We start from the raw sequence: 22,188 nt of genomic DNA, 5'->3' as shown, positions 1-22,188 counted from the left end.
AACCTTCTCCGCGAATGGCAGGGTTGCGCAGGCTCCATTGGCATTTTCCGCCGTTGCCGACATATCCCACGCAACACCGCCGAAGCCGGAGCCGATGGACACGCGCCACGCCTTCCTCGCCCATTGCCGGGCCAATCTCGCCGCGCTGCGCCGCGAGGGGCGCTACCGCGAATTCGCCCATCTGGAGAAGCTGGCCGGCCACTTCCCGCTCTACCGCTGGCATGCGCCGCAGGGGGTGCGGGAGGTCACCGTCTGGTCCTCCAACGACTATCTCGGCATGGGCGCCCACCCCGCCGTGCAGGCCGCGGCGGCGCGCGCGGTGGAGGAGCACGGCGCCGGCGCCGGCGGCACCCGCAACATCTCCGGCACCTCGCCGCTCCATGTGGCGCTGGAGGCGGAGCTCGCCTCGCTCCATGGCAAGCCTTCCGCCCTGCTCTTCGGCAGCGGCTACATCGCCAACCAGGCCGGCATCGCCGCGGTGCTGGAGGCGCTGCCGGGCTTCATCGTCTTCTCGGACGCCAAGAACCACGCCTCGATGATCGCCGGGATGCGCGGCGCGAAGGGCGCCGGGCGCGTCATCTGGCGGCACAACGACCTCGACGACCTGGAGGCCAAGCTCGCCGCCGCCCCGCCCGCGGCGCCGAAGCTCATCGCCTTCGAGAGCGTCTATTCCATGGATGGCGACATCGCCCCGATCGGCGCCATCTGCGACCTCGCCCGGCGCCACGGCGCCATGACCTATCTCGACGAGGTCCATGCCGTCGGCCTCTATGGGGCCGGGGGCGGCGGCATCTCCGAGCGGGACGGCGTCGCGCACCGCGTCGACCTGATCGAGGGGACGCTCGCCAAGGGCTTCGGCGTCTTCGGCGGCTACCTCGCCGGCGATGCGGAGATGATCGACTACATCCGCAGCACGGCCGGCGGGCTGATCTTCACCACGGCCCTGCCGCCCGCCGTCGCCGCCGCGGCGCTTGAGAGCGTCCGCCTGCTGAAGCGGGACCCGGCGCGGCGCGCGGCGCTGGCTGAGCGGGCCGCGGCGCTGAAATCGGCCCTCGATGCCGCTGGCCTTCCGCGCATCCCGGGGCCGAGCCACATCGTCCCCATCTGGATCGGCGAGGCGGAGCTGTGCCGCCAGGTCGCGCGCCGGCTGCTCGAGGAGCACGGTATCTACGCCACGCCGATCAACTACCCGACCGTGCCGCGCGGGACGGAGCGCCTGCGCCTCTGCGCCACGCCCTTCCATACCGATGCGATGATGGCGGCGCTGGTTGCGGCGCTGCGGGCCGTGCTGCCGACGGGGCTCAGGCAGGCCGCCGAATAGCCCCGGCCGGCGCGGCGGCGCGGCCGCGGAGGTCCGGCCCCGCCACCTCCGCCGGCTCGATGCCGCGGTCGAGGTCGAGGCCGGTCAGCCGCCAGTCATGCACGGCGAGCGGCAGCGGCCGCAGCAGCCGCTCGTGGAATTGCGTCGGCCAGCGCACCCCCTGCCACTCGACATGGTCCCAGGCATCGACCTCGGCGACGGCGCCGCGCGTGCCCTCCATCCCCTCCAGGCCGAAGCGCACCCGGCGCATCAGCCGCTCCTCCCGGTCGATGAAGAGGGCGATGCGCTCGGCGCCCGAGAAGCCCAAGCCCGGGAGCATCCGCCCGCGCAGCACGGCGCAAGGCCAGCGCTGGCCGCCAACCGTGACCGCCGCGTCCTCGTCGCGGCCGAGGATGGCGAGGCGCGGCACGCCCCAGCCGCCCGCGAGCAGCATCGGCCCGAGCAGGAAGAGGGCATAGCCATCCGCGACCAGCGCGGCGGCGCTGCGCCGCTCCGCATCCTCCGCGGGCTCGCCGTTGAACCAGACCCGCACCTCGCCTGTCGCCCCGCCGCCGGGGCGGCGCAGCACCTGCTTCCGTCCGGCAGGGCCCGAATAGGCCTGGGCGACGATCCCCTCCCGCGGCAGCAGCCGCTCCTCCGACGGCCCGCGGAAGCGGCGATCGACGAGTGCGGGCTGCAGCCGGTCGATGATCGGCGCCCATTCCCCGGCATAGCTCACGCTCACATCCCGGATGCGGCGGAAGGCCTCCAGCCCATGCGCCGCGGCGCTCTCCTCCAGCAGCGCACGGGCCTCCGGCGTGCTGGCCGCGATCGGCGCCTCGGGCAGGGGCGAGGCGCAGGCGGTGAGCAGGAGGGGGGCGAGCAGGGCATCGCGGCGAGTCGGCATGCCGGGGAGCATAGGGCATCATCCGCCGTCGCCGGATCATGGATCGTGGCCCGGGCCCTTGTCCGGCCGCCCCGGCCTCAGGCGAGCAGCCGCCGCGCCCCCTCCCAGACCGTGCGGGCGATCTCCCCCGCCGGCTCAGCCCGGGCCAGCCCGGCCGCCTGGCCCGCCCAGGCCTGGATCCGCCCGATATCGCCCGCCTTGGTCCCCGCCTCGCGCATCGGCCCGGTGAGGCCGCGCTGCACCGGATAGGGCGCCGGCGGCGGGGCATCCGGCGCCGTCGCCGCCTCCACATAGGCGGTGGCGAGGCTCCGCCCGGCCCGCCCGCTGAAGACGCGGCTGACGCGCGTGCCCTCGGGCGGCGCCCCGGCCAGCGCCTCGGCCCAGGCGGGGGCGATCTTCGCCTCGGGCGCGCGGAGGAAGCCGGTGCCGATCTGCGCCGCCGAGGCGCCAAGGGCGAGCGCCGCCGCCACCCCGCGCGCATCGGCGATGCTGCCCGTCGCCACCACGGGCAGGCGCACCGCATCGACGACGGCCGGGACGAGCGCCATCAGCCCCACCATCTCGGCCTCCGCCCGCGCCGCGTCGAAGCGGCCGCGATGCCCGCCGGCCTCCGCCCCCTGCGCCACCAGGATGTCGGCCCCGGCCGCCTCCGCCGCGCGCGCCTCGGCGACCGTCGAGACGGTCGCCATCCAGGTGATGCCGCGCGCCTTCAGCCGGTCGACGAAATCGGCCGGGAAGAGCCCCATGATCGAGGAGACCGCCGCCGGCGCCGCCTCCAGCAGCGCCTCGCACTGCGCGGCGAAATCGGGCGGCCTGGCATCGCCCGCCTCGGCCGGCACCTCGGGCCCCCACGCGCCGAGGAAGCGCCGCACCGCCGCCTCGCGCTCCGCATCGCGCCGCGGCGGCGGGTCGGGAATCCAGAGGTTGAGGCTGAAGGCGCCGTTGGTCGCGCCCCGCACCTCCGCCGCCCAGGCCTGGATCGCCTTCGGCTGCATCAGCAGCGCGCCGCAGGCCCCCATGCCGCCGGCATTGGCGACGGCGATGGAGAGCGAGGGCGGGCAGGCCCCGGCCATCGGGGCGAGCAGGATCGGCAGGCGCAGGCCGAAGCGGTCGCAGAAGGCGGCGCTGCGGGCGAGGGCCGAGGTCATGGGGGTTTCCTCCGGGCAGCTGGCGTGTCGCCGGGGCGGCTCCGTGCGTCATGGCGCATGGAAGCCGTCCCGGCTTGTTGTTTCAGCGGGCCAATCACCCCGGCCGGCGCTTTCCCCAAGGCTCCCGCCGCGCGGCGCCCGGCGCAAGCGATGATCCGCGATCGCCGCCATCGCTCCGGCAGATGGCTCCTTGCCCGCGCGGCGGCGCCGCGCCTTACTGATCCGGGACAGGGGAACGCGGCGCCATGGATGCAGCCGATCTGCGGATCTTCGAGGCGGTGGCGCGGCTCGGCAGCATGAGCCGGGCGGCGTTGGCGCTGCACACGGTGCAGTCCAACGTCACCGCCCATATCCGGCAGCTCGAGGCGCGGCTCGGCCTGGCGCTGTTCGAGCGGAGCGGGCGTGGGGTGCGGCTGACGGCGGCCGGGGCACGGCCCCTGGCGCGGCTGCTGGCGGGGGAGGGGGATATCCGCATCATCGTGCTGCGGGCCGGGTGTTCCTACCGCCAGCGGCTGGAGGAGGTGCTGGCGCGACGCGGCATCCCGGCGCCGCGCCTGCTGGAATTTGGGACCCTGGAGGCGATCTTTGCGAGCGTCGCCGCCGGGCTCGGCATCACCCTGCTGCCGCGGGCCCTGGTCGGCCCGGTGGTGAGGCCCGGGCGCCTCGCGCTGGAGGCCCTGCCGCGCGGCGAGGGGCGGGTGGAGACGGTCTTCGCCCGTCGCCGCGACTGCTACGCCTCCGGCGCCCTGCGCGCCTTCCTCGAGGTGATGCGCCGCCAGGAGGCCCGATCGGTCGCTGCAGCCTGAGGGGACGCTGCCCCCTCAGCCCACCCGATGCGCCTTGAACCAGGCGAGCATCCGCGCCCACCCGTCCTTCGCCGCCTCCTCCCGGTAGCTCGGCCGGTAGTCCGCGTTGAAGCCGTGCGGCGCCTCCGGATAGACCTTGATCTCCACCGTCTTCCCCGCCGCCCGCGCCGTCGCCGCCGCCGCCTCGACATCGGCGACCGGGATGCCGATATCCGCCCCGCCATAGAGGCCGAGCAGCGGCGCCTTCAACTCCGCCGCCACATCGGCCGCGGTGCGGGGCTGGATCGGCGAGGTCGCGCCGCCGACCGGCCCGTACCAGGCGACGGCGGCCTTCACCACCGGGTTGTGCGCCGCATAGAGCCAGGTGTTCCGCCCGCCCCGGCAGAAGCCGGTGACGCCGAGCCGCGCCGGGTCGCCCATGCTGCCCTCGATCCCCGTTGTGTTCGCCCAGGACGCCGCGCTGTCGAGATCCGCCAGCAGCTGGTCGTCTGGCGCCTTGCTGATGACGTCTCGCACGATCGCGCCGACATCGGTCATGGTGGAGAGGTCGCCGATCCGCGCATAGAGCTCCGGCGCCACGGCGAGGTAGCCGGCCTTGGCCAGCCGCCGGCAGAGATCCTTGATGTGCTCGTGGACGCCGAAGATCTCCTCGATCACCAGCACCAACGGGTAGCGCCCGGGCGCGGCCGGCGCCGCGGCATAGCCGGGCAGCGCGCCGCCGGCGGCCGGGATGCGCACCTCGCCCGCATGCAGGCCGGCGCTGTCGGTGCGGATCGCCGCCGCCTCCGCCGCCCCCGGCACGGCGAGGGTGAAGCCCGCCATCAGCGAGGTCATGACGAAGGCACGCCGCGGTGCCTGCGGCAGCAACCCGTCGAGGCTGAGCAGATCGTCCACGCTCAATGCTCCGCCACGGTGTTGGTGAGGCTGCCGATGCCGTCGATCTCGCAGCGGATGACGTCGCCCGGCTTCAGCGTCTGCGGCGGCTGCATGGCGTAGCCGACGCCCTCCGGCGTGCCGGTGATGATCACGTCGCCCGGCCGCAGGGTGAAGCCGAGCGAGAGCTGGTGGATGATCTCGCGCACGTCGAAGATCATCTTGGAGGTATGGCTGTCCTGCCGCTTCTCGCCGTTGACGAAGCAGCGGATACCGGTGTTCAGCGCATCGAGCTCCGCCGCCGGGACGATCCACGGCCCGAGCGGGCAGGACCGGTCGAGCGACTTGCCCTTGAACCACTGGCCGTAGCGCCGCTGCAGCTCCCGCCCCGTCACGTCGTTGCCGATGCTCCAGCCGAAGACATGGGAGAGCGCATCCTCCCGGCTGATGTTCACCCCCTCGCGGCCGATGATGCAGGCGAGCTCCACCTCGTAGTCGAGCCATTCGGTGACGCCGGTATGGGCGGGGACGAGGTCGTCCGGCCCGATCACCGCCTCCGGCGCCTTGGTGAAGAATTGCGGGAATTGCGGCAGCTCGGATTGGGTGATGCCGCGAGTGCGGTCGCCCTCCGCCACATGGTCCATGTAGTTGCGGCCGACGCAGAAGACGTTGCGGCGCGGGCGGGGGATGGGGGCGAGCAGCCGGTAGCTGCCGGCCGGCCGGATGGCGGCCGGGGGTGGCGCGGCGGCCAGCGCCCGGGCCGCGGTCAGCGCCCCCGGCCCGGCCTCGATCAGCCCGAGCATGTCGGCGGGCATGCCCCCGGCCGCGGCCAGGTCGAGGATGCGGCCATCCTCCAGCACGGCGCCGAGGCGCGGTCCCTTCGCATCGGAGAAGGTGGCAAGCTTGGTCATGGAGAGCATCCCCCGCGGTCTGGCGTCGGGCCAGGGGACCGCGTAGGCACGGTTGTGGCAAGCCCCCTCGAGGACGGGCGCAACTCCCGCGGTCACGGAGGGTTCAGCAACCCTTGGTTGCTCAAGAGCGGCACTTTTGCTACAGGAATGCGTTCCGCAACCCTGACCGAGAACTGGCTGGTGCCGATCCCATCCGAGCCCTCCCGCGCCGGCCGCGGGCCGACCCGGCGGGGCGCCCTGGCTGGCCTCGCCGCACTCGCCTGTGCCGGCGGCGCCCATGCCGCGGATGCCTTCCGCTCGGAATGGTTCCTGTTCCAGTCCCGCTTTCTCCTGCCGGAAGGCCGGGTGGTCGATAGCGGCAATGGCGGCGTTTCCCATTCCGAGGGCCAGGGCTGGGGGCTGCTCTTCGCCCTCGGCGCCGACGACCGGCCGGGCTTCGAGCGGATCCTGGGCTGGACGCGGCGGGTGCTGCGGCGGCCGGGCGACACGTTGCATGCCTGGCGCTTCCGGCCCGATGCCGCGCTCCCGGTCGAGGACCCGAACAATGCGACGGATGGCGACATCTGCATCGCCTGGGCGCTGCTCGAGGCCGGGGCGCGCTGGGACGAGCCGGACCATACCGCCCTCGGCACCGCCATCGCGCGGGACATCCTGCGCCTGCTGGTTCGCCGGGTCGGCGCCTACAGCGTGCTGCTGCCCGGGGCGCGGGGCTTCGACCAGGCGGAGGGAGTGGTCATCAACCCCTCCTACTACGTCTTTCCCGCCTTCGGGGCCCTGGCGCGGGCGGTGCCCGACCCGGCCTGGGTGCGGGTCGCCGCCGATGGGCTGATGCTGCTGCGTGCCTGTCGCTTCGGCCGCTGGGGCCTGCCGCCGGACTGGGCGGTGCTCGGCCGTACGGATGGCGGCCTGACCCTGCCGGCCAACTGGCCGCCGCGCTTCTCCTACGACGCGGTGCGGGTGCCGCTCTACCTCGCCTGGGCGGGCCTCGGAGGAGAGCCGGCGCTCGACCGCGTGCGCAATTTCTGGACCGATCCCGCGCATTTGGTCATGCCGGCCTGGGCGGACCTGACTAGCGATGCCGTCGCCCCCTATGCGGCCTCGCCGGGGGTTACGGCCGTGGCCCGCCTCGCCGGGGCGCAGCGGCCCACCGGCCCGGTGGCGCAGCGGGCCGAGTCCTCGGTCGGCGAAGCACCGGATTACTACTCGGCGGCGCTCAGCCTCCTGGCCCGCCTGGCGCGGCGATAAGCGAGCCCGGGTCTGCGTAAATCTTGATCCCGCTTCCACAATCCTGTTTCATTTTCGGCCACATCACGGCATGTTGTTTTCATCGAAGGGAACAGTTACGCGATGACGCGGGACTTGGATGTTGCGCGAATGGCGGCAGCCTTAAAGTCTCCCAGCCTCCGCTACCGGAGCTTTCGGAATGAGCCGGTACGCGGCGTGCCGTCTCAATCGCTGGACAATGCTCGGCAATCCTACCCGCTGATCGGCGCCGCCCTGGAAGCCGCGGTCGCGGCGGTGAAGCCGGCCCCGCCGGCGGCCGCGCTGCCCGCCGCCTTGGTGCCGCCCCCGAGCTTCGTCCCGCTGCCCGCCGACTTCGCGGGCCAGCCCCCGCCCGGCCCGGTGGATCTCAGCTACCCGCTGCCCGAGTCCGCGCCGCCGTCCCTCGCCGGGGCCTCTCGCCGGCCGGCGTCGGCCATGGCCGCACCGCCGGCGGCCTCGGCGGGTACGCTTGCCACCCTGCTCCACGACATGGCGGAGGGCCTCGCCCGCCCGGGCTGTCCGGCGCCGCAATCCGGCCTGCTGCCTGCCGGCATGGTCACCCTGCCGCTCGCCGAGGTGATGCGGCTGGTGAGCGGCGCCGTGCCGGACCCGGCCTCGCCCTTCGCCGCCCTCCGCCTCGCCGGCGGCCCTCCCGGCGCGCGCTAGGGACGGTCGGGGAAGGGCAGCATGCCGCTGATCTGCGTCGCCGCGCCTAAGGGAGGCGTCGGCAAGACCACGCTCGCCGCTAACCTGGCCGATGCGCTGCAGCGGGCCGGCCAGCGCGTGCTGGCGATGGATTGCGACCCGCAGAACGCGCTCCGCCTGCATTTCGGCCTGCCGGTGCGCGACGGCGCCGGCTTCATGACCGAGCTGCCCCGCCGGCCCGACTGGCGCAGCCTCCTCCGCCGCACCGAATCCGGCATCGGCCTGCTGCCGCATGGGGCGAGCGACATCCGCGCCGCGCTCCGCCTCGCCACCGCGCTGGAGCGGGAGCCGGAGCTGCTGCTCGCCCCGGTGCGCGCCATGCTGGCCGAGCCCGGCCTCGTCCTGCTCGCCGACCTGCCGCCCGGCCCCTCGCAGATGCTGAACCTGCTGGCGCCGCTCGCCGATCACGTCGTCACCGTGCTGCTGGCGGATGCGACCAGCGCCGCCCTGGTGCCGGAGATCGACAGCGGCCGCTTCCTCGGCAGCGGCACGCTCGCCACGCTCCTTGCCGCCCGCGTGCGCGTCGTGCTGAACCAGGTGGAGGCCGGCTCCCGCCTGTCCCGCGCGGTGGCCGAGGCGCTGGTGCGGCATCTCGGCCCGCGCCTGCTCGGCGCCGTCTGCCGCGACGAGGCGGTGGCGGAAGCCTTTGCCGCCCAGCGCCTGCTGCACGCCGAGGCGCCCGACAGCCCCGCCGCCCTCGACATCGAGGAGGTCGCGCGCGGCCTCGCCGCCCTGCTGCCGTCCTTCCCCCAGGTTCTGGAACCGGTCGCGCCATGAGCATCACCACCCGCGACCGCCTCGCGCGCCTGCCCTTCATGCGCAGCCGCATCGGCGGCGCCCTCGCCATGCTGACCGGCCTCGTGGCCGCGCTCACGGTGATCGTCGCCCCGCTCGACCCGGAGAACCAGGCCTATCTGGCGATCGGCGGCGTGCTGCTCTTCCTCGTCGCCAACGTCTTCCGGAGCCGGGTGGTGACGCTCGCCCTCGCCGCCCTCTCCTCCATCGTGTCGCTGCGCTACATCTACTGGCGGCTGAACGACACGCTCGACTACAACGGCTTCTGGCAGAGCTTCCTCGGCACCGGCCTGGTGCTGGCCGAGATCTACGCCGTCGTCGCGCTCATCCTCTCCTACTTCCAGACGCTCTGGCCGCTCGAGCGCAAGCCGGTGCCGCTGCCGGAGGACATCGACGCATGGCCAGTCGTCGACGTCTTCATCCCGACCTACAACGAGCCGCTGGAGGTGGTGAAGCCAACCATCTTCGCAGCCCTCGCCATCGACTGGCCGCCCGAGAAGCTCCGCGTCCATGTGCTGGATGACGGCAGGCGCGAGGAGTTCCGCCGCTTCGCTGCCGAGGTCGGCGCCAACTACATCGCCCGCGCCGGCAACGAGGGCGCCAAGGCCGGCAACATCAACCACGCCATGCGCCTCACCGAGGGCGAGTACATCGCCATCTTCGACTGCGACCACGTGCCGACCCGCGCCTTCCTCCAGCTCACTGTCGGCTGGCTGCTGCGCGACCGCGGGCTCTGCATGGTGCAGACGCCGCACCACTTTTACTCGCCCGATCCCTTCGAGCGGAACCTCGCCTCCGGCTCGCGCGTGCCGAACGAGGGGCTGCTCTTCTACGGCCTCATCCAGCAGGGCAACGACTTCTGGGGCGGCACCTTCTTCTGCGGCTCCTGCGCCGTCATTCGGCGCGAGGCGCTGGAGGAGATCGGCGGTGTGCCGACCGAGACGGTGACGGAGGACTGCCACGCCTCGCTGCGCATGCAGCGCCGCGGCTGGCGCACCGCCTATCTGCGCGTGCCGCTGGCCGCCGGCCTGGCGACGGAGCGGCTGATGCTGCATATCGGCCAGCGCATGCGCTGGGGGCGAGGGATGATCCAGATCCTCCGCATCGAGAACCCGCTGACCGCGAGCGGCCTCGGGTGGTCGGAGCGGCTTTGCTACTTCATGGCGATGTTCCACTTCCTCTTCCCGCTGCCGCGCTTCGTCTTCCTCACCGCGCCGCTGGCCTATCTGCTCGGCGGGCAGACCATCATCGCCGCCTCGCCGCTGGCGATCGTCGCCTATGCCGGGCCGCACATCATCCATTCCATCGTGACGGCGAGCCGCATCCAGGGCCGCGTCCGCCATTCCTTCTGGTCGGAGATCTACGAGGCCGTGCTCGCCGTCTACCTCCTGCCGGTGACGCTGGCGACCCTGCTCGACCCGCGCCGCGGCAAGTTCAACGTGACCGACAAGGGCGGCACGCTGCTGGACGGGTATTTCGACATGCGCGCCGTCGGGCCGAACGTCGTGCTTGCCCTCTTCCTCGCCGCCGGCCTCGCCTTCGGCGTCCTGGGGTTGCTGAACAACCCGAGCCAGAGCCTCGAATTCCAGGCCTACATGCTGAACCTCGTCTGGTGCTGGCTCTGCTTCATCACGGTGATGACCGGGCTTGCGGTCGGGCGCGAGCGGCGCCAGCTCCGCGAGCGGGCGCGGATCAGCGCCGACGTGCCGGCGACCATCCTGCTGCCCGACGGCCGCACGGTCGAGGGCGACACCCGCGACCTCTCCCTCGGCGGCGCCGCCGTCTATGCCGACCGGCCGGAGGGCATGCTCGACGATGCGGTGGTGACGCTCGAGCTGCATTGCGGCGGCGAGGCGATCCCGCTGCCGGCCGAGGTGCTGCGCTGGTCGGAGGGGCGGCTGCAGGTGCGCTTCGCCCCGCAGGATCTGCATGACGAGGGCCGCATCGCGCGCGCCGTGCTCGGCCGGGCCGATGCCTGGATGGCCTGGGACGACACGCGGACCGACCGGCCGCTCCGCTCGCTGCGGGAGGTGATGGTGAGCATCACGGGGCTGGTGCGGGGAGGCTCGCAATTCTCGCTGCGCCGCCGCCGTGGCCTGGACCCGCAGGCCCCGGTCATCGCCGAGCCGGCGCGCCCGCCGGCACCCGCCCGCGTCGCCCCGCGCCGCGCCGCGGCCTGGCTGCTCGCGGCGCTCGGCCTCGCCGCCGCAGGCCCCGCGGCCGCCCAGACGCGCCCCGCCGGCCAGGCCCCCGCCTTCGCCCCGGCACTGGCCGCGCCCGGCGCGCAGGACCCGACGCTCGGCACGCGCCGCATCAGCACCACGCTTCGCCAGCTCGGCCTCCGCGCGCCGATGCAGCTGCGCGGCACCTCGGACCTGCAGGGCGTGCTCTTCGGCGTTCGCGGCGACGAGGTGGTGACGGAGGCGCGCCTCGTCTTGCAGGGCTCCACCTCGCCCCAGCTGATCCCGGAGCTGAGCCAGATCTCGGTCGCGCTGAACGAGCAGTTCGTCGGCGCCATCCAGCCGGACCGCAACCGGCCGACTTTCGGCCCGCTCGAATTCCCGGTGAACCCGGTCTTCTTCGCCGACAACAACCGGCTCAACTTCCGCTTCTCCGGCCGCTATGCGGTAGAGTGCAACGACCCGCTCTCCGGCCTGCTCTGGGCCACCGTCTCCGACACCTCGACGCTGAGCCTGACGCTCGAGAAGCTGCCGCTGATGCGCGACCTGGCGCGGCTGCCGGAGCCCTTCTTCGACCCGCGGCTGCTGCGCGAGCAGCTTGTGCTGCCCGTCATCCTCGCCGATGGCGCGGGCAATGACGTGCTGCGGGCGGCGGCCATCGCTTCCTCCTGGTTCGCGGTGGAGGCGGACTACCGCACCGCGCGCTTCCCCGTCGCCGCCGCGCCGCCGCCGCGCGGGCATGCGGTGCTGGTCGCCACCAGCGGCGACGTCGTCCAGGGCATGCCCCTGCCGCGCTTCGACGGGCCGACCGTGGCGCTGCTGCCCAACCCGAACGACCCCTTTGGCCTCATCCTCCTGCTCGGCGGGCGGACCGGGGCGGAGGCGGTGGCCGCGGCCTCCGTCCTCGCGGTCGGGCGCGAGGCGCTGTCGGGCGAGGCCGCCCTCGTGCAGCTGCCGGACGTGCCGGCCCGCCAGCCCTATGATGCGCCGCGCTGGATCCGCAGCAACCGCCCGGTGAAGCTCGGCGAGCTGGTCGACCCGACGGAACTCCAGGTCTCCGGCTATGCGCCGGGCGCCGTCTCCATCCCCTTCCGCACTGCGCCCGACCTCTTCACCTGGCGCAACCAGCCGCTCCAGGCCGATATCCGCTTCCGCGCCCCCCCGGGCCCCATCGTCGACGTCGCCGTCTCCCGCGTCGACGCGACGATCAACGACCTCTACCTCAAGAGCTTCCCGCTGCGCGGGCCGGAGGCGGCCTGGCCGCTCTCCGCCCTTGCCGGCTGGTTCGGCCGCAGCGGCGACCGCTCCGAAGCGCGGGTCGGCATTCCGCCCTGGATCGTCTTCGGCCAGAACGAGCTGCAGCTGCGCTTCGACATGCGTCCGCTCTCGCGCGGCGACTGCGTCGCCATTCCGGGCGACATCCGCGCCGGCATCGACCCGGACAGCACCATCGACCTCTCTGCGGCCTACCGCTTCACCAAGCTGCCGAATCTCGCCTACTTCGCCAGCTCCGGCTTCCCCTTCACCCGCCTCGCCGACCTCTCGATCACGGCTGTGGTGCTGCCCGACCGGCCGAGCGCCAGCGAGGTCTCGGCCTTCCTCGGCCTGATCGGCCGCATCTCCTCCCTCGTTGGCTATCCGGCAACGGGCGTGCAGGTCGTCCGCCCGCAGGCACTGGCCCAGGCCATGGAGAAGGACCTGATCATCATCGGCGCGCTCGGCCGCCAGCCGGCCCTGCCGCAGCTGATGCAGGATGCGCCGGTGCAGATCGACGGCAACCGCCTCACCGTGGCGCTGCCCGACATGCTGGCCGGCTTCCGCCACCTCTTCGGCGGCGGCCGGGCAGCGGCGGCGGAGCGCGCCTCGGCCCAGCTGGCGGCGCCGGGCGACGGGCTCGGCGCGGTCTTCGGCTTCGAATCCCCGCTGAAGCCCGGCCGCTCCGTCCTGGCGCTGACCGGCACCACGCCGGCGGCGCTCGAGGACATGGTCGCCGCCCTGCAGAACCCGGAGCAGCTGCCCCGCGTCGAGGGCGACCTCGTCCTGCTCACCGCCGGCAAGATCCAGGGCTACACCCTCGGCCGGAGCTACAACACGGGCGTGCTGCCGCCCTGGCTCTGGCCGCAGGTCTACCTCTCGGCGAGCCCGGGCGGGCTGCTCGGCCTGCTCGCCCTGGCGATCCTGCTGGTCTCCGTGCCCTTCTACTGGGTGCTGCGGCGCCGGGCGATCCGCCGCCTGCGCATGAGGACAAGCTGATGCTCCGCCGCGCGCCCCTCATCGCCGCAGCGCTCGCCCTGCCGGGGGTGGCGCTGGCCCAGGTGCCGGCCCAGGCGCCGGCCCGGCCCGCCGCCCCGGCCCAGGGCGGGCGGGAGGGCGCCATCGCCGCCCTGCTCGACCAGGCGAATTACTGGCGCCTGCAGAACCGGCCGGAATTGGTCGTCCGCACCCTCGAGCGGGTGCTCGTCGTCGACCCGCGCAACGTCGAGGCGCTGGCCGGCGCCGCCCAGGCGCATGCCCAGCTCGGCAACCGCCAGCCGGCGGAGAGCTACCTCGCCCGGCTGCGCCAGGTGGCGCCGGACGACCCGCGGCTCGGCGAGACCGACATCACCGTCCGCGCCGCGACGGTCGACATCTCCGCCCTCGCCGAGGCCCGCCGCCTCGCCCAGGCCGGCCGCGCCGCCGAGGCCGTGCAGCGCTACCAGGAGCTGTTCCGTGGCGCGGCGCCGCCCGACGGCTACGCCCAGGAATACTACGCGACGCTGGCCGGGGTGGAGCAGGGCTACCCGGAGGCGCGCGACGGCCTCGCCCGCCTCGCCGACCGCTCGCCGAACGACATGCGCCTCCAGCTCGCCTATGCGCAGGTGCTGACCTACCGCGCCGCCAGCCGCTACGACGGCATCGGCCGCCTGCGCCAACTCGCCGCCAACCCCGAGGTGGCGAACACCGCGACGGCGGCCTGGCGCCAGGCGCTGCTCTGGCAGGGGCCGAGCCGGGAGATCGTCCCGGCGCTCCAGTCCTTCCTCGAGCGCTTCCCGAAGGACGCCGACATCGCCCGTAAGCTGGCCGAGGCGCAGAACCCGCCCGCCGGTGCGCCGGACGAGGCGAGCCTCACCCGCATCCGCGGCTTCGAGCAACTGAATGCCGGCCGCCTGCGTGACGCCCAGCGCGACTTCGAGGCCGCCCTCGCCCGCAGCCCGGAGGATGCGGATGCGACCGGCGGCCTCGGCCTGGTCCGCCTGCGCGAGGGCCGCTACGGCGAGGCCCGCACCCTGCTCGAGCGCGCCATCCGCCTCGCGCCGGAGAAGCGCGACCAGTGGCAGCGCGCGCTCGACGGCGCCGGCTATGCCGCCGACCTCGCCACCGCCCGCGGCCAGCTCCAGGCCGGCAACCTCGACGCCGCGGAGCAGACGCTGCGCCGGGCCACCGGCCGCGGCGCCGGCGACAAGGCCGATGCCGACACCCTGCTCGGCGACCTCGCGCTGCGCCGCGGCGACCTCGCCGGCGCCGAATCCCGCTACCGGGCGGCACTCGGCCGCCGCCCTAATCTCGGCGCCGCGGCCAGCGGCCTCTACGAGGTGCTGCAGCAGGGGGGCCGCTTCGCCGAGGCGGAGGAGCTGCAGCGCCGCGCCCGCGGCCCGCTCGCCGGCGGCGATGCCATGGCCGGCCGGGCGAATGCCCTCCGCACCGAGGCCCAGCGCAACCCGGACCCGGCGGCGGCCGCCCTCATGCTGCGCCAGGCGCTGCAGGCCGACCCGTCCAGCCCCTGGATCCGCCTCGACCTCGCCCGCCTGCTCTCCCGCCAGGGCAACGGCATCGAGGCGCGGCAGCTGATGGATGCCGCGGCCGCCACCGGCAACCCCGACGCGCTGCATGCCGCCTCGCTCTTCGCCGAGGAGGATGCCCGCCCAGCCGATGCGGCCGACTACCTCAACCGCATCCCCGTCCGCCTGCGCAACGCGGACATGAACGGCCTGCTGGCCCGCGCCCGCACCGCCGCCGAGGTGCAGGCGGCGGCCAATCTCTGGCGCTCCGGCCAGCAGGCCGAGGGCCGCGCCGTGCTGAACGGCATCGCCCGCCGTGCCGACCCGACGGGCAACGGCGCCCAGCTCGCCATCCGCAAGCTCGGCCAGCTGAACGACCCGGCCGGGGCGGCGGAAGCGGGGAGGGCGGCGCTCGCCGCCAACCCGCGTGCCAGTGCCTCGGCCCGACTCGGCATCGCCGCCGCCCTGCTCGGCGCCGGGGCGGAGGCGGATGCCATCGCCCTCGCCCGCGCCGTGGAGGCCCTGCCCAACCTCACCGGGGAGGAGCGCCGCCAGGCCGCCGCGCTGCAATCCGGCCTCGCCATCCGCGCCGCGGACCGGCTGAACGAGCAGGGCGACCGCGCCGGCGCCTATGACCTTCTGGCCCCCGTCCTGGCGCGCGATCCGGCCAATAGACCGGCCAACCTCGCCCTCGCCCGGCTCTACCAGGGCGACAACCAGCCCGAGGCCGCCGGCCGCATCGCGGACCGCGTGCTCCAGGCCGACCCGACCAGCCTCGAGGCCCGCTTCGCCGCGATGGACGCCGCCATCGCCGCGCGCGACTGGGGCCGGGCCGAGGCGCTGTTGGTCGAGGCCCGCGCCCTCAGCCCCGGCGATGCCCGCGTGCCGCTGATGGAGGCCCGCCTCGCCCGCGCCTCCGGCCAGAACCGCCGGGCCCTTCGCGCGCTGGAGATGGCCGCGGCGCAGCGCCGCTCGCAGGCGGCCCAGGGGGGAAGCTTCGGCGGCGACCCGATGGCCGGCAACGGCCCCATGCTGGCCCAGGCGGGCCGCGACAACCCCTTCCGCCGCGGCGGCCTGCCCGGCACTGCCGTGCCGCTCGCCCCCGCCCTCGACCCGGTCGATGCCGAGATCCAGCGCGAGCTCGGCGCGGTGCGGGAGGAGACGGCGGCGCGGCTCGGCGGCGCCGTCGCCTACCGCGCCCGCTCCGGCACCAGGGGCACCGACCGGCTGGAGGAGGTCTCGGCCCCGCTCGAAGCCTCGATCGCGCCGGGCGGCCGCATCACCGCGACGGTGACGCCGGTCAGCATCGCCACCGGCAAGCTGAACGCCGACAACATCGACGGCCTCCGCGCCTATGGCAGCAATGCGCTGGCGCCCGGCCTGCAGGGCACCACCCCTTCGGCGAGCCCCGCCGACCGCCAGCGCCTCACCGCCCGCGACACCACCGCGACCGGCGTCGGCCTCGGCCTCGGCTATGCGCGGGAGGGCTTCCGCGCCGATATCGGCACCTCGCCTATCGGCTTCCGCGAGCAGAATGTCCTGGGCGGGGTGGAGTTCGCGCCCTCGCTCGGCCCGACCCTCAGGCTGCGGCTGACGGCGGAGCGCCGCTCGGTGACGGACAGCCTGCTCGCCTGGTCCGGCCTGCGGGACCCGGCGAGCGGGCAGGTCTGGGGCGGCGTGGTCCGCACCGGCGGGCGGGCGCAGCTCGAATACGGCGGGGGGCCGGTCGGGCTCTATGCCGGCGCCGGTTACTCGACCTTCAGCGGCCGCAACACCGCCAGCAACAGCCGCTTCGAGGCGGGGGCGGGCGCCTCCTACCAGGTCTGGCGGCGGCCGGGGGACGAGCTGGCGACCGGCCTCGACCTCGTCTACTTCGCCTATGACAACAACCAGCGCCTCTTCACCACCGGCAATGGCGGCTATTTCAGCCCGCAGAGCTACTTCGCCGCCAACATCCCGCTCGACTGGCGCGGGCGCGACGGCGACCTGTCCTGGCGGCTCGGCGGGACCATCGGCTACCAGAGCTACCGCGAGGACGGCGCCCGCTACTTCCCGACCGATGCCGGGGCGCAGGCGCAGCTCGAATCCTCGCTCGGCAGCGACCCGACCGCCAGGGCCAGCCAGGCGGCGCGCAGCGCCTCCGGCCTCATCGGCGGCGTCCGCGGCGATGCCGAATACGCCGTGACGCCCAACCTTCGCCTCGGCGCGCTGCTGCGCTACGACCGCACGGCGAACTGGAACGAGGCGCGCGGCATGTTCTTCGCCCGCTACAGGTTCGACAAGTGATGGACACTCCGCTCCTCGCCCAGGAAGGGCCCCGCATGACGGCCGCCGAGCCCAATGCCCTCAGCTATCTCGCGCGCCGCGGCGTCGCGGCGCAGTGGCGCGGCTTCCTCCGCGCCCTGGTCGAGACGCTCGACGCCAATCTCGACGCCGCCTCGCGCGACGCGCTGCTGCGCGCGGTCGGCGCCCGCTTCGCCGCGCTGACGCCGCTGCCCGCCTGCGCCGGCCTCGCCGAGCTCGAGGCCCGGGTGAACGAGGCGCTGGCGGCGGCCGACTGGGGCTGGGCCGAGATCGCCCTCGACCCGAACGACCGCGCGCTCGTCGTCACCCATTGCGCCGCGCCGCTGGTGGCGACGGGGGCGGACCCCTCCGGCGGCTGGGTCGGGGCGGTGCTGGAAGGGCTCTACGGCACCTGGTTCGGCAACCAGCCGGGCGCGGAGCCGAGCCTCGTCCCCCGCCGCACCGGCACCGGGCCGGGCAGGGTCCTCCTCCGCTACGGGCGGGGGTGAGGCAGCCCGGGACAAGGAGGGTTTCCCGCCCCTCCGTCCATGGTAAGCGGGGGCCCCAGATGAGCCTTTCTTCGCGCCTGCGGGCCCCTTTCGCCGCCATCGACCGCGTCTTCGGCATTCTCGTCGTCCCGCTGGCGATGCTGCTGGCCTCGCTGCTGCTGCGCGCCCTCGGCTTCACCACCGCGGTGGTCGACACGGATGAGGGACTCTATCTGGTCCAGGCCCAGCAATGGCTGCGCGGCAACTGGCCGCTGGTCGCGGTCTGGGACATGCATCCGGTCGGCGCCCCGGCGGTCTTCGCCGTCGCCATGGCGATGCTTGGCGAGAGCATCGCCACCATCCGCCTGCTCGGCTGCTTCTGCGTGGCGCTCACCGCCTGGGCGCTCTACGGCGTGGTGCGGGCGGCGGAGGGGCCGCGCGGCATCGGCCTCGCGGCGGGCTTCATCTATGTGGCGCACAGCCTCCGGATGGGCGGGCTCGCCAGCAATACCGAGATCCTCTTCGCGCCGATGGTCGCCGCCGCCATGGCGCTCGGCATCCGCGGCCTCAACGGGACGCTCCGCCACGGCCGGGCGCCCGGCTGGCCCGGCCTCGTCGCCATGGGCCTGCTGATCGGCGCGGCGCTCGCCATCAAGCCGGTGATGGTGGTGGAGGGCTGCCTCTGCTTCGCGCTCATGGTCTTCCCCGCCCTCTGGCACCGCCTGCTGCCCTGGCGGCGGGCGCTGGCCATGGCCGCCGCCTATGCCGGGCTCTGCGCCCTGCCGACGCTCGTCTTCGGCCTGCTCTACTGGTGGCAGGGGGCGTTTTCCGACTTCCTCGACGGCACCTTCCTCGGCCCGCTCCGCTATGCCCAGGGGCGGCTCGGCGCGACCGAATCCTTCCACCGCATCCTGGTCGAGATCCTGACCCTGCTCTGGCCCCTGGCGCTGGCCGGCCTCGCCCTGCTGCGATGGCTGCCGCGGCGCGGCATCGCCGGGATGCTGGTGCGGGTCGGCCTCGCCTGGTTCGTCGCCGCCAGCGTCGGCGTCGCCTCGCCGGGCTATTTCTACCCGCACTACTTCCTGCTCTGGCTGCCCTCGCTGGCGCTGATGGCGACCTTCGGCTGCTGGCAGATCGCCCGCTGGCTGCCGGCGCGGCGCCGCGCCGCCGGCTTCGCCCTGCTCGTCGCCGTGGTGCTCGTCGGCTCCTGGCGCGCCGATGCGACGGCCCGCGTCGACCGCGGCATCGGCCTGTTCGAGGCCGACCCGGTGGTCGAGATCAGCCGCCTGATCCGCGCCGAGCTGAAGCCGGGCGAGACCATCTTCGTCGCCAACTACCACCCGGTGATCTACGCGCTGACCGATGCGGCGCTGCCGACGCGCTTCATCTTCCCCGCCCAGCTCACCGGGGAGTTCACCGACATCGCCGGCATCAACACCGACACCGAGGTGGCGCGCATCATGGCGAGCCGGCCGCGCTTCGTCGTCATCGACCGCGGCTGGTGGCCGCGGCTGCGCGAGAGCGCCGCAGCCATCATCGCCGAGGCGCTGGAGAGCGACTACCACCAGGTCGGCGAGGTGCCGGAGGAGCGCGGGCCGATCGAGCTCTGGGCGCCGAAGTGAGGCGGCCGGGGTTGCAAGCCCCGGCGTCTCGCGCATGATCCCCGGCAACGAGCGTCGAGGGGAGGGGAATCATGGCGGAGCTGCGCATCCTGGCCGAGGGGCTGCGTTTCCCGGAGGGGCCGGTCGCCATGCCCGATGGCAGCATCGTCCTGGTCGAGATCGCCGCCGGCATCCTGACCCGCGTCGCCCCGGACGGGACCAAGAGCACCGTCGCCCGCCCCGGCGGCGGGCCGAACGGCATCGCCCTCGGCCCGGGCGGCCATATCTTCTGCTGCAACAATGGCGGCTTCCTCTGGCATGAGGAGCCGGGCTTCATCCGCCCCATCGGCCAGGCGCCCGACTACAGCGGCGGCCGGATCGAGGTGATCGACCCCGCCTCGGGCGATGTGCGCGTGCTCTACGACCGCTGCGGCGAGCACAGGCTCAAGGGCCCGAACGACATCGTCTTCGCCCCCGATGGCAGCCCGGGCGAGGGCGGCTTCTGGTTCAGCGACCTCGGCAAGGTCCGCGCCCGCGACCGCGACCATGGCGGCGTCTACTGGGCCGCCACGGACGGGTCGCGCATCGTCGAGGCGGCCTATCCCATCTTCGGCGGCGCCAACGGCATCGCGCTCTCGCCCGATGGCCGCACCCTCTACGCCGCCGAGACAGAGACCGGCCGGCTCTGGGCCTGGGATGTCGAAGGCCCCGGCGTGCTGCGGAAGGACCCCTGGCCCTCCTCCAATGGCGGCCGTGTGCTCTGCCAATTCCCCGGCTACCGCCGCCTCGACAGCGTCGCGGCGACGGCCGCCGGCAATGTCTGCGTGGCGACCCTCGTCAGCGGCGAGATCACCACCGTCTCGCCCGCCGGCGAGATCCTCCGCGTCGCCAAGATGCCGGAGCCGATGCCGACCAATCTCTGCTTCGGCGGCGAGGGCCTGCGCACGGCCTTCATCACCCTCTCCACCACCGGCAAGCTGGCGGCGATGGAGTGGGACGAGCCCGGCCTCAGGCTGCCCCATAACTGAAGGACGCTCGGATGACGCTCTGGGTTCGCTACGCCCATGACGGCGGCGAAGGCTTCGGCATGCTCGAGGGCGAGGAGGTCGCCGTCCAAGCCGGGGACCTCTTCACCACGCCGCAGCCGACGGGCGAGCGCCTGCCGCTCGCGGCGCTCCGCCTGCTGCCGCCGGTGCGGCCCGGCGCCTTCATCGGCCTCTGGAACAATTTCCACGCCGCCGCGGCGAAGGGGGGCCATGCCATCCCCGAATTCCCGCTCTACTTCCTGAAGAACCCGCGCTGCGTCATCGGCCCCGGCGCCGCCATCCGCCCGCCCGCCGGCTACGAGGGCAAGGTGCTCTACGAGGGCGAGCTCGGCATCGTCATCGGCCGCAGCGTCACGGCCGTCGACGAAGCGGAGGCCGAGGCCGCCATCTTCGGCTACACCGCCGTCAACGACGTCACCGCGCTCGACCTGCTGACCGCCGATGCCTCCTTCCCGCAATGGGCCCGCGCCAAGGGCTGCGACACCTTCGGCCCCATCGGCCCGGCCATCGCCACCGGCTTCGACTGGCACGCCGCCCGCGTCACCGTCGCGCTGAACGGGCGGGTGCGGCAGGACTACCCGCTGGAGGACATGATCCTGCCGCCGGCGCGCATCGTCTCGCTGATCTCGCGCGAGATGACGCTGCACCCCGGCGACGTCATCGCCTGCGGCACCTCGCTCGGCGCCCTGCCGATGCGGCCGGGGATGCAGGTCACGGTGACGATCGAGGGCATCGGCGCCCTCGAGAACGCCTACGCCCCATCAATGTAGGATGGCGCGCGCCGCCTTCCGGTAGCCCGCCCGCCGCTCCGGCGGCACCGGGTGCCGGCCCGCGACCCGCTCCAGCAGCAGCCGCGCATCCTCCTCGAGCCCCCCCCGCATGGCGGCATCGAGGAAGAACTGCTCCAGCACGTCCTGCTGCGCATGGCTACCGCCGAGCGCATGCATCCCGCCGAGCGCCGGCCGCATCGCCGCGACCGCGCCGGCATAGTCGCCGCGCCCATGCCGCAGCACCGCCTCGCAGATCGGCAGGGCATACTGGCCGATGATCGCGGCATTGCCGCCATTGTGGCTGCGCGCATAGTCGCGCACCGCCGCCAGCATCCGCTCCGCCGCCTCGAAGCGCCCCGTCACCACCAGCGCCATCATGAAATGCGGCAGGTTGAAGCCCTGCTGGCAGTCGCCGATCCGCGCCTCCGCCTTGTCGGCCAGCTCCGCCCAGCGCCACCCGCCATCCACCCCCTGCAGCCGCAGGCGGTAGAGCATGGAGATGGCGTTCTGCATGTCGATGGCGAGGTCCGGCATCGCCAGCGTCACCGGGCTGTCCAGATTGCGGAAATTGCGGTCGTAGAGCGCCAGCACCTGGTCGTGCTCGCCCCGCTCGTAGTGGAACAGCGCCCGGTGCCACCAGAGGTGATGGGTGAGGTTGTTGCCCCCGTCCCAATGCTGCTCGAGCCCCGAGGTCCAGGCGATGCCCTCGCCCCGCCGCCCCTGCATCTCCATCACATGGGCGACGGCATGCGTCGCCCAGAGATCGGCCGGGTTGATGCCGACCGCCGCCCGGCCCGCGGATTCGCCGACCAGGTAGTTGCCGCATTCCTCGTTGGCGAAGGCCTGGCAGGCGAGGACGTTGTGGTAGCCCGGCTCGTCTGGCCCCCAATGCGGCAGCACGCCGTTGACGGCCGCCAGCATCATGTCCGCCCGCCCACGCCAGAAGGCGTTGTAGTGGTGGAGGCGCAGCGCCAGCAGGTCATGCGGATGCTCCGCCATGATCCCCGTCCAGGCGGCCAGCGCGCGCGCCATATCGCCCTCCGCCCAGGCCGCGAGCGCCGCCACATGCGCCCGCTCGCGGGCCGTGCCGCGTGCGGCCAGCTCCCCCGCCTTCGCCGCCGCCTCCACCGCCGCCGGGGCGAAGGCGGAGTTGGCGGCCAGCATGGCGAAGGTGCCCTTCAGCAGCACCAGCATCGGGCTCTCGGGATCGAGCTTGAGCGCCGCCTTCAGCCGCTGGGAAGTATCCGCCCGGTAGAGCAGGAAACCGTCGAGCGCATGGCCGTAGCCTGCGGCCGCCTCGGCCGAGGCGGCGGTCATCGGCAGGCCCTGGACGTCTTTCTCCATCGTGTGAGTA

The 22,188-nt window shown here is 73.8% G+C and carries 16 protein-coding genes; 11 read left to right on the top strand and 5 right to left on the bottom strand.

The annotated features are described in order from the left end of the window. Positions 1-94: 94 nt before the first annotated feature. The gene (gene hemA / locus AC5JJ1_RS19395) at positions 95-1,321 is read left to right on the top strand and encodes a 5-aminolevulinate synthase (RefSeq protein ID WP_495786754.1); all 1,227 of its coding nucleotides are present in this window, start codon (positions 95-97) and stop codon (positions 1,319-1,321) included. Here hemA and AC5JJ1_RS19390 read toward each other — a convergent pair. Beyond that, entirely contained in the window at positions 1,302-2,207 is a 906-nt protein-coding gene (locus tag AC5JJ1_RS19390) for a hypothetical protein (protein ID WP_495786753.1), read from the bottom strand. The two genes, hemA and AC5JJ1_RS19390, sit on opposite strands and share 20 nt — an antisense overlap. Before the next feature lie 77 nt (positions 2,208-2,284). Next, positions 2,285-3,355 (bottom strand): NAD(P)H-dependent flavin oxidoreductase, encoded by a 1,071-nt coding sequence (locus AC5JJ1_RS19385; RefSeq protein WP_495786752.1) that lies wholly within the window; start codon positions 3,353-3,355, stop codon positions 2,285-2,287. Between the two features lie 245 nt (positions 3,356-3,600). Here AC5JJ1_RS19385 and AC5JJ1_RS19380 point away from each other — a divergent pair, with 245 nt between their 5' ends. Then, positions 3,601-4,161, top strand: a complete 561-nt coding sequence (locus AC5JJ1_RS19380) for a LysR family transcriptional regulator (RefSeq protein ID WP_495786751.1) — start codon at positions 3,601-3,603, stop codon at positions 4,159-4,161. A 15-nt stretch (positions 4,162-4,176) separates the two neighbouring features. On the opposite strand, the gene AC5JJ1_RS19375 is transcribed toward AC5JJ1_RS19380, so the two are convergent. Further along, positions 4,177-5,055: a dienelactone hydrolase family protein gene (locus AC5JJ1_RS19375; protein ID WP_495786750.1), complete on the bottom strand. Its 879-nt coding sequence runs from the start codon at positions 5,053-5,055 to the stop codon at positions 4,177-4,179. A gap of 2 nt (positions 5,056-5,057) precedes the next feature. Further along, a complete protein-coding gene (locus AC5JJ1_RS19370; RefSeq protein WP_495786749.1) occupies positions 5,058-5,945 on the bottom strand; it encodes a fumarylacetoacetate hydrolase family protein in 888 nt (295 codons plus the stop codon). Between the two features lie 147 nt (positions 5,946-6,092). On the opposite strand from AC5JJ1_RS19370, the gene AC5JJ1_RS19365 reads away from it, so the two are divergent. The 9 genes from AC5JJ1_RS19365 (at position 6,093) to AC5JJ1_RS19325 (ending at position 20,834) form a co-directional block, all read left to right on the top strand. Further along, positions 6,093-7,190 (top strand): family 8 glycosyl hydrolase, encoded by a 1,098-nt coding sequence (locus AC5JJ1_RS19365; protein WP_495786748.1) that lies wholly within the window; start codon positions 6,093-6,095, stop codon positions 7,188-7,190. Between the two features lie 195 nt (positions 7,191-7,385). Then, complete coding sequence (locus tag AC5JJ1_RS19360; protein WP_495786747.1) at positions 7,386-7,874, top strand: hypothetical protein; 489 nt, start codon at positions 7,386-7,388, stop codon at positions 7,872-7,874. Between the two features lie 21 nt (positions 7,875-7,895). Continuing rightward, positions 7,896-8,690, top strand: a complete 795-nt coding sequence (bcsQ, locus tag AC5JJ1_RS19355) for a cellulose biosynthesis protein BcsQ (RefSeq protein ID WP_495786746.1) — start codon at positions 7,896-7,898, stop codon at positions 8,688-8,690. Further along, complete coding sequence (gene bcsA / locus AC5JJ1_RS19350) at positions 8,687-13,141, top strand: UDP-forming cellulose synthase catalytic subunit (RefSeq protein WP_495786745.1); 4,455 nt, start codon at positions 8,687-8,689, stop codon at positions 13,139-13,141. Before bcsQ ends, bcsA begins: the two co-directional genes overlap by 4 nt. Further along, positions 13,141-16,932, top strand: coding sequence for a cellulose biosynthesis protein BcsC (locus tag AC5JJ1_RS19345; RefSeq protein WP_495786744.1), 3,792 nt, complete (start codon positions 13,141-13,143; stop codon positions 16,930-16,932). Before bcsA ends, AC5JJ1_RS19345 begins: the two co-directional genes overlap by 1 nt. Further along, positions 16,932-17,438, top strand: coding sequence for a cellulose biosynthesis protein BcsD (gene bcsD / locus AC5JJ1_RS19340; protein ID WP_495786743.1), 507 nt, complete (start codon positions 16,932-16,934; stop codon positions 17,436-17,438). Before AC5JJ1_RS19345 ends, bcsD begins: the two co-directional genes overlap by 1 nt. A 59-nt stretch (positions 17,439-17,497) precedes the next feature. Continuing rightward, the gene (locus AC5JJ1_RS19335) at positions 17,498-19,039 is read left to right on the top strand and encodes an ArnT family glycosyltransferase (protein ID WP_495786742.1); all 1,542 of its coding nucleotides are present in this window, start codon (positions 17,498-17,500) and stop codon (positions 19,037-19,039) included. Between the two features lie 71 nt (positions 19,040-19,110). Beyond that, a complete protein-coding gene (locus AC5JJ1_RS19330; protein ID WP_495786741.1) occupies positions 19,111-20,046 on the top strand; it encodes an SMP-30/gluconolactonase/LRE family protein in 936 nt (311 codons plus the stop codon). 11 nt (positions 20,047-20,057) lie between these two features. Continuing rightward, the gene (locus AC5JJ1_RS19325; protein WP_495786740.1) at positions 20,058-20,834 is read left to right on the top strand and encodes a fumarylacetoacetate hydrolase family protein; all 777 of its coding nucleotides are present in this window, start codon (positions 20,058-20,060) and stop codon (positions 20,832-20,834) included. Here AC5JJ1_RS19325 and AC5JJ1_RS19320 read toward each other — a convergent pair. Next, positions 20,826-22,178 carry a tetratricopeptide repeat protein gene (locus AC5JJ1_RS19320; protein ID WP_495786739.1) on the bottom strand — a complete coding sequence of 451 codons (1,353 nt, stop codon included), beginning with the start codon at positions 22,176-22,178 and terminating at the stop codon, positions 20,826-20,828. The genes AC5JJ1_RS19325 and AC5JJ1_RS19320 overlap by 9 nt on opposite strands. Between the last annotated feature and the right edge of the window lie 10 nt (positions 22,179-22,188).

Source organism: Belnapia sp. (assembly GCF_059504005.1).
Note: the sequence above shows the minus strand (reverse complement) of the source record. Positions and strands in the feature narration are given on the sequence as shown.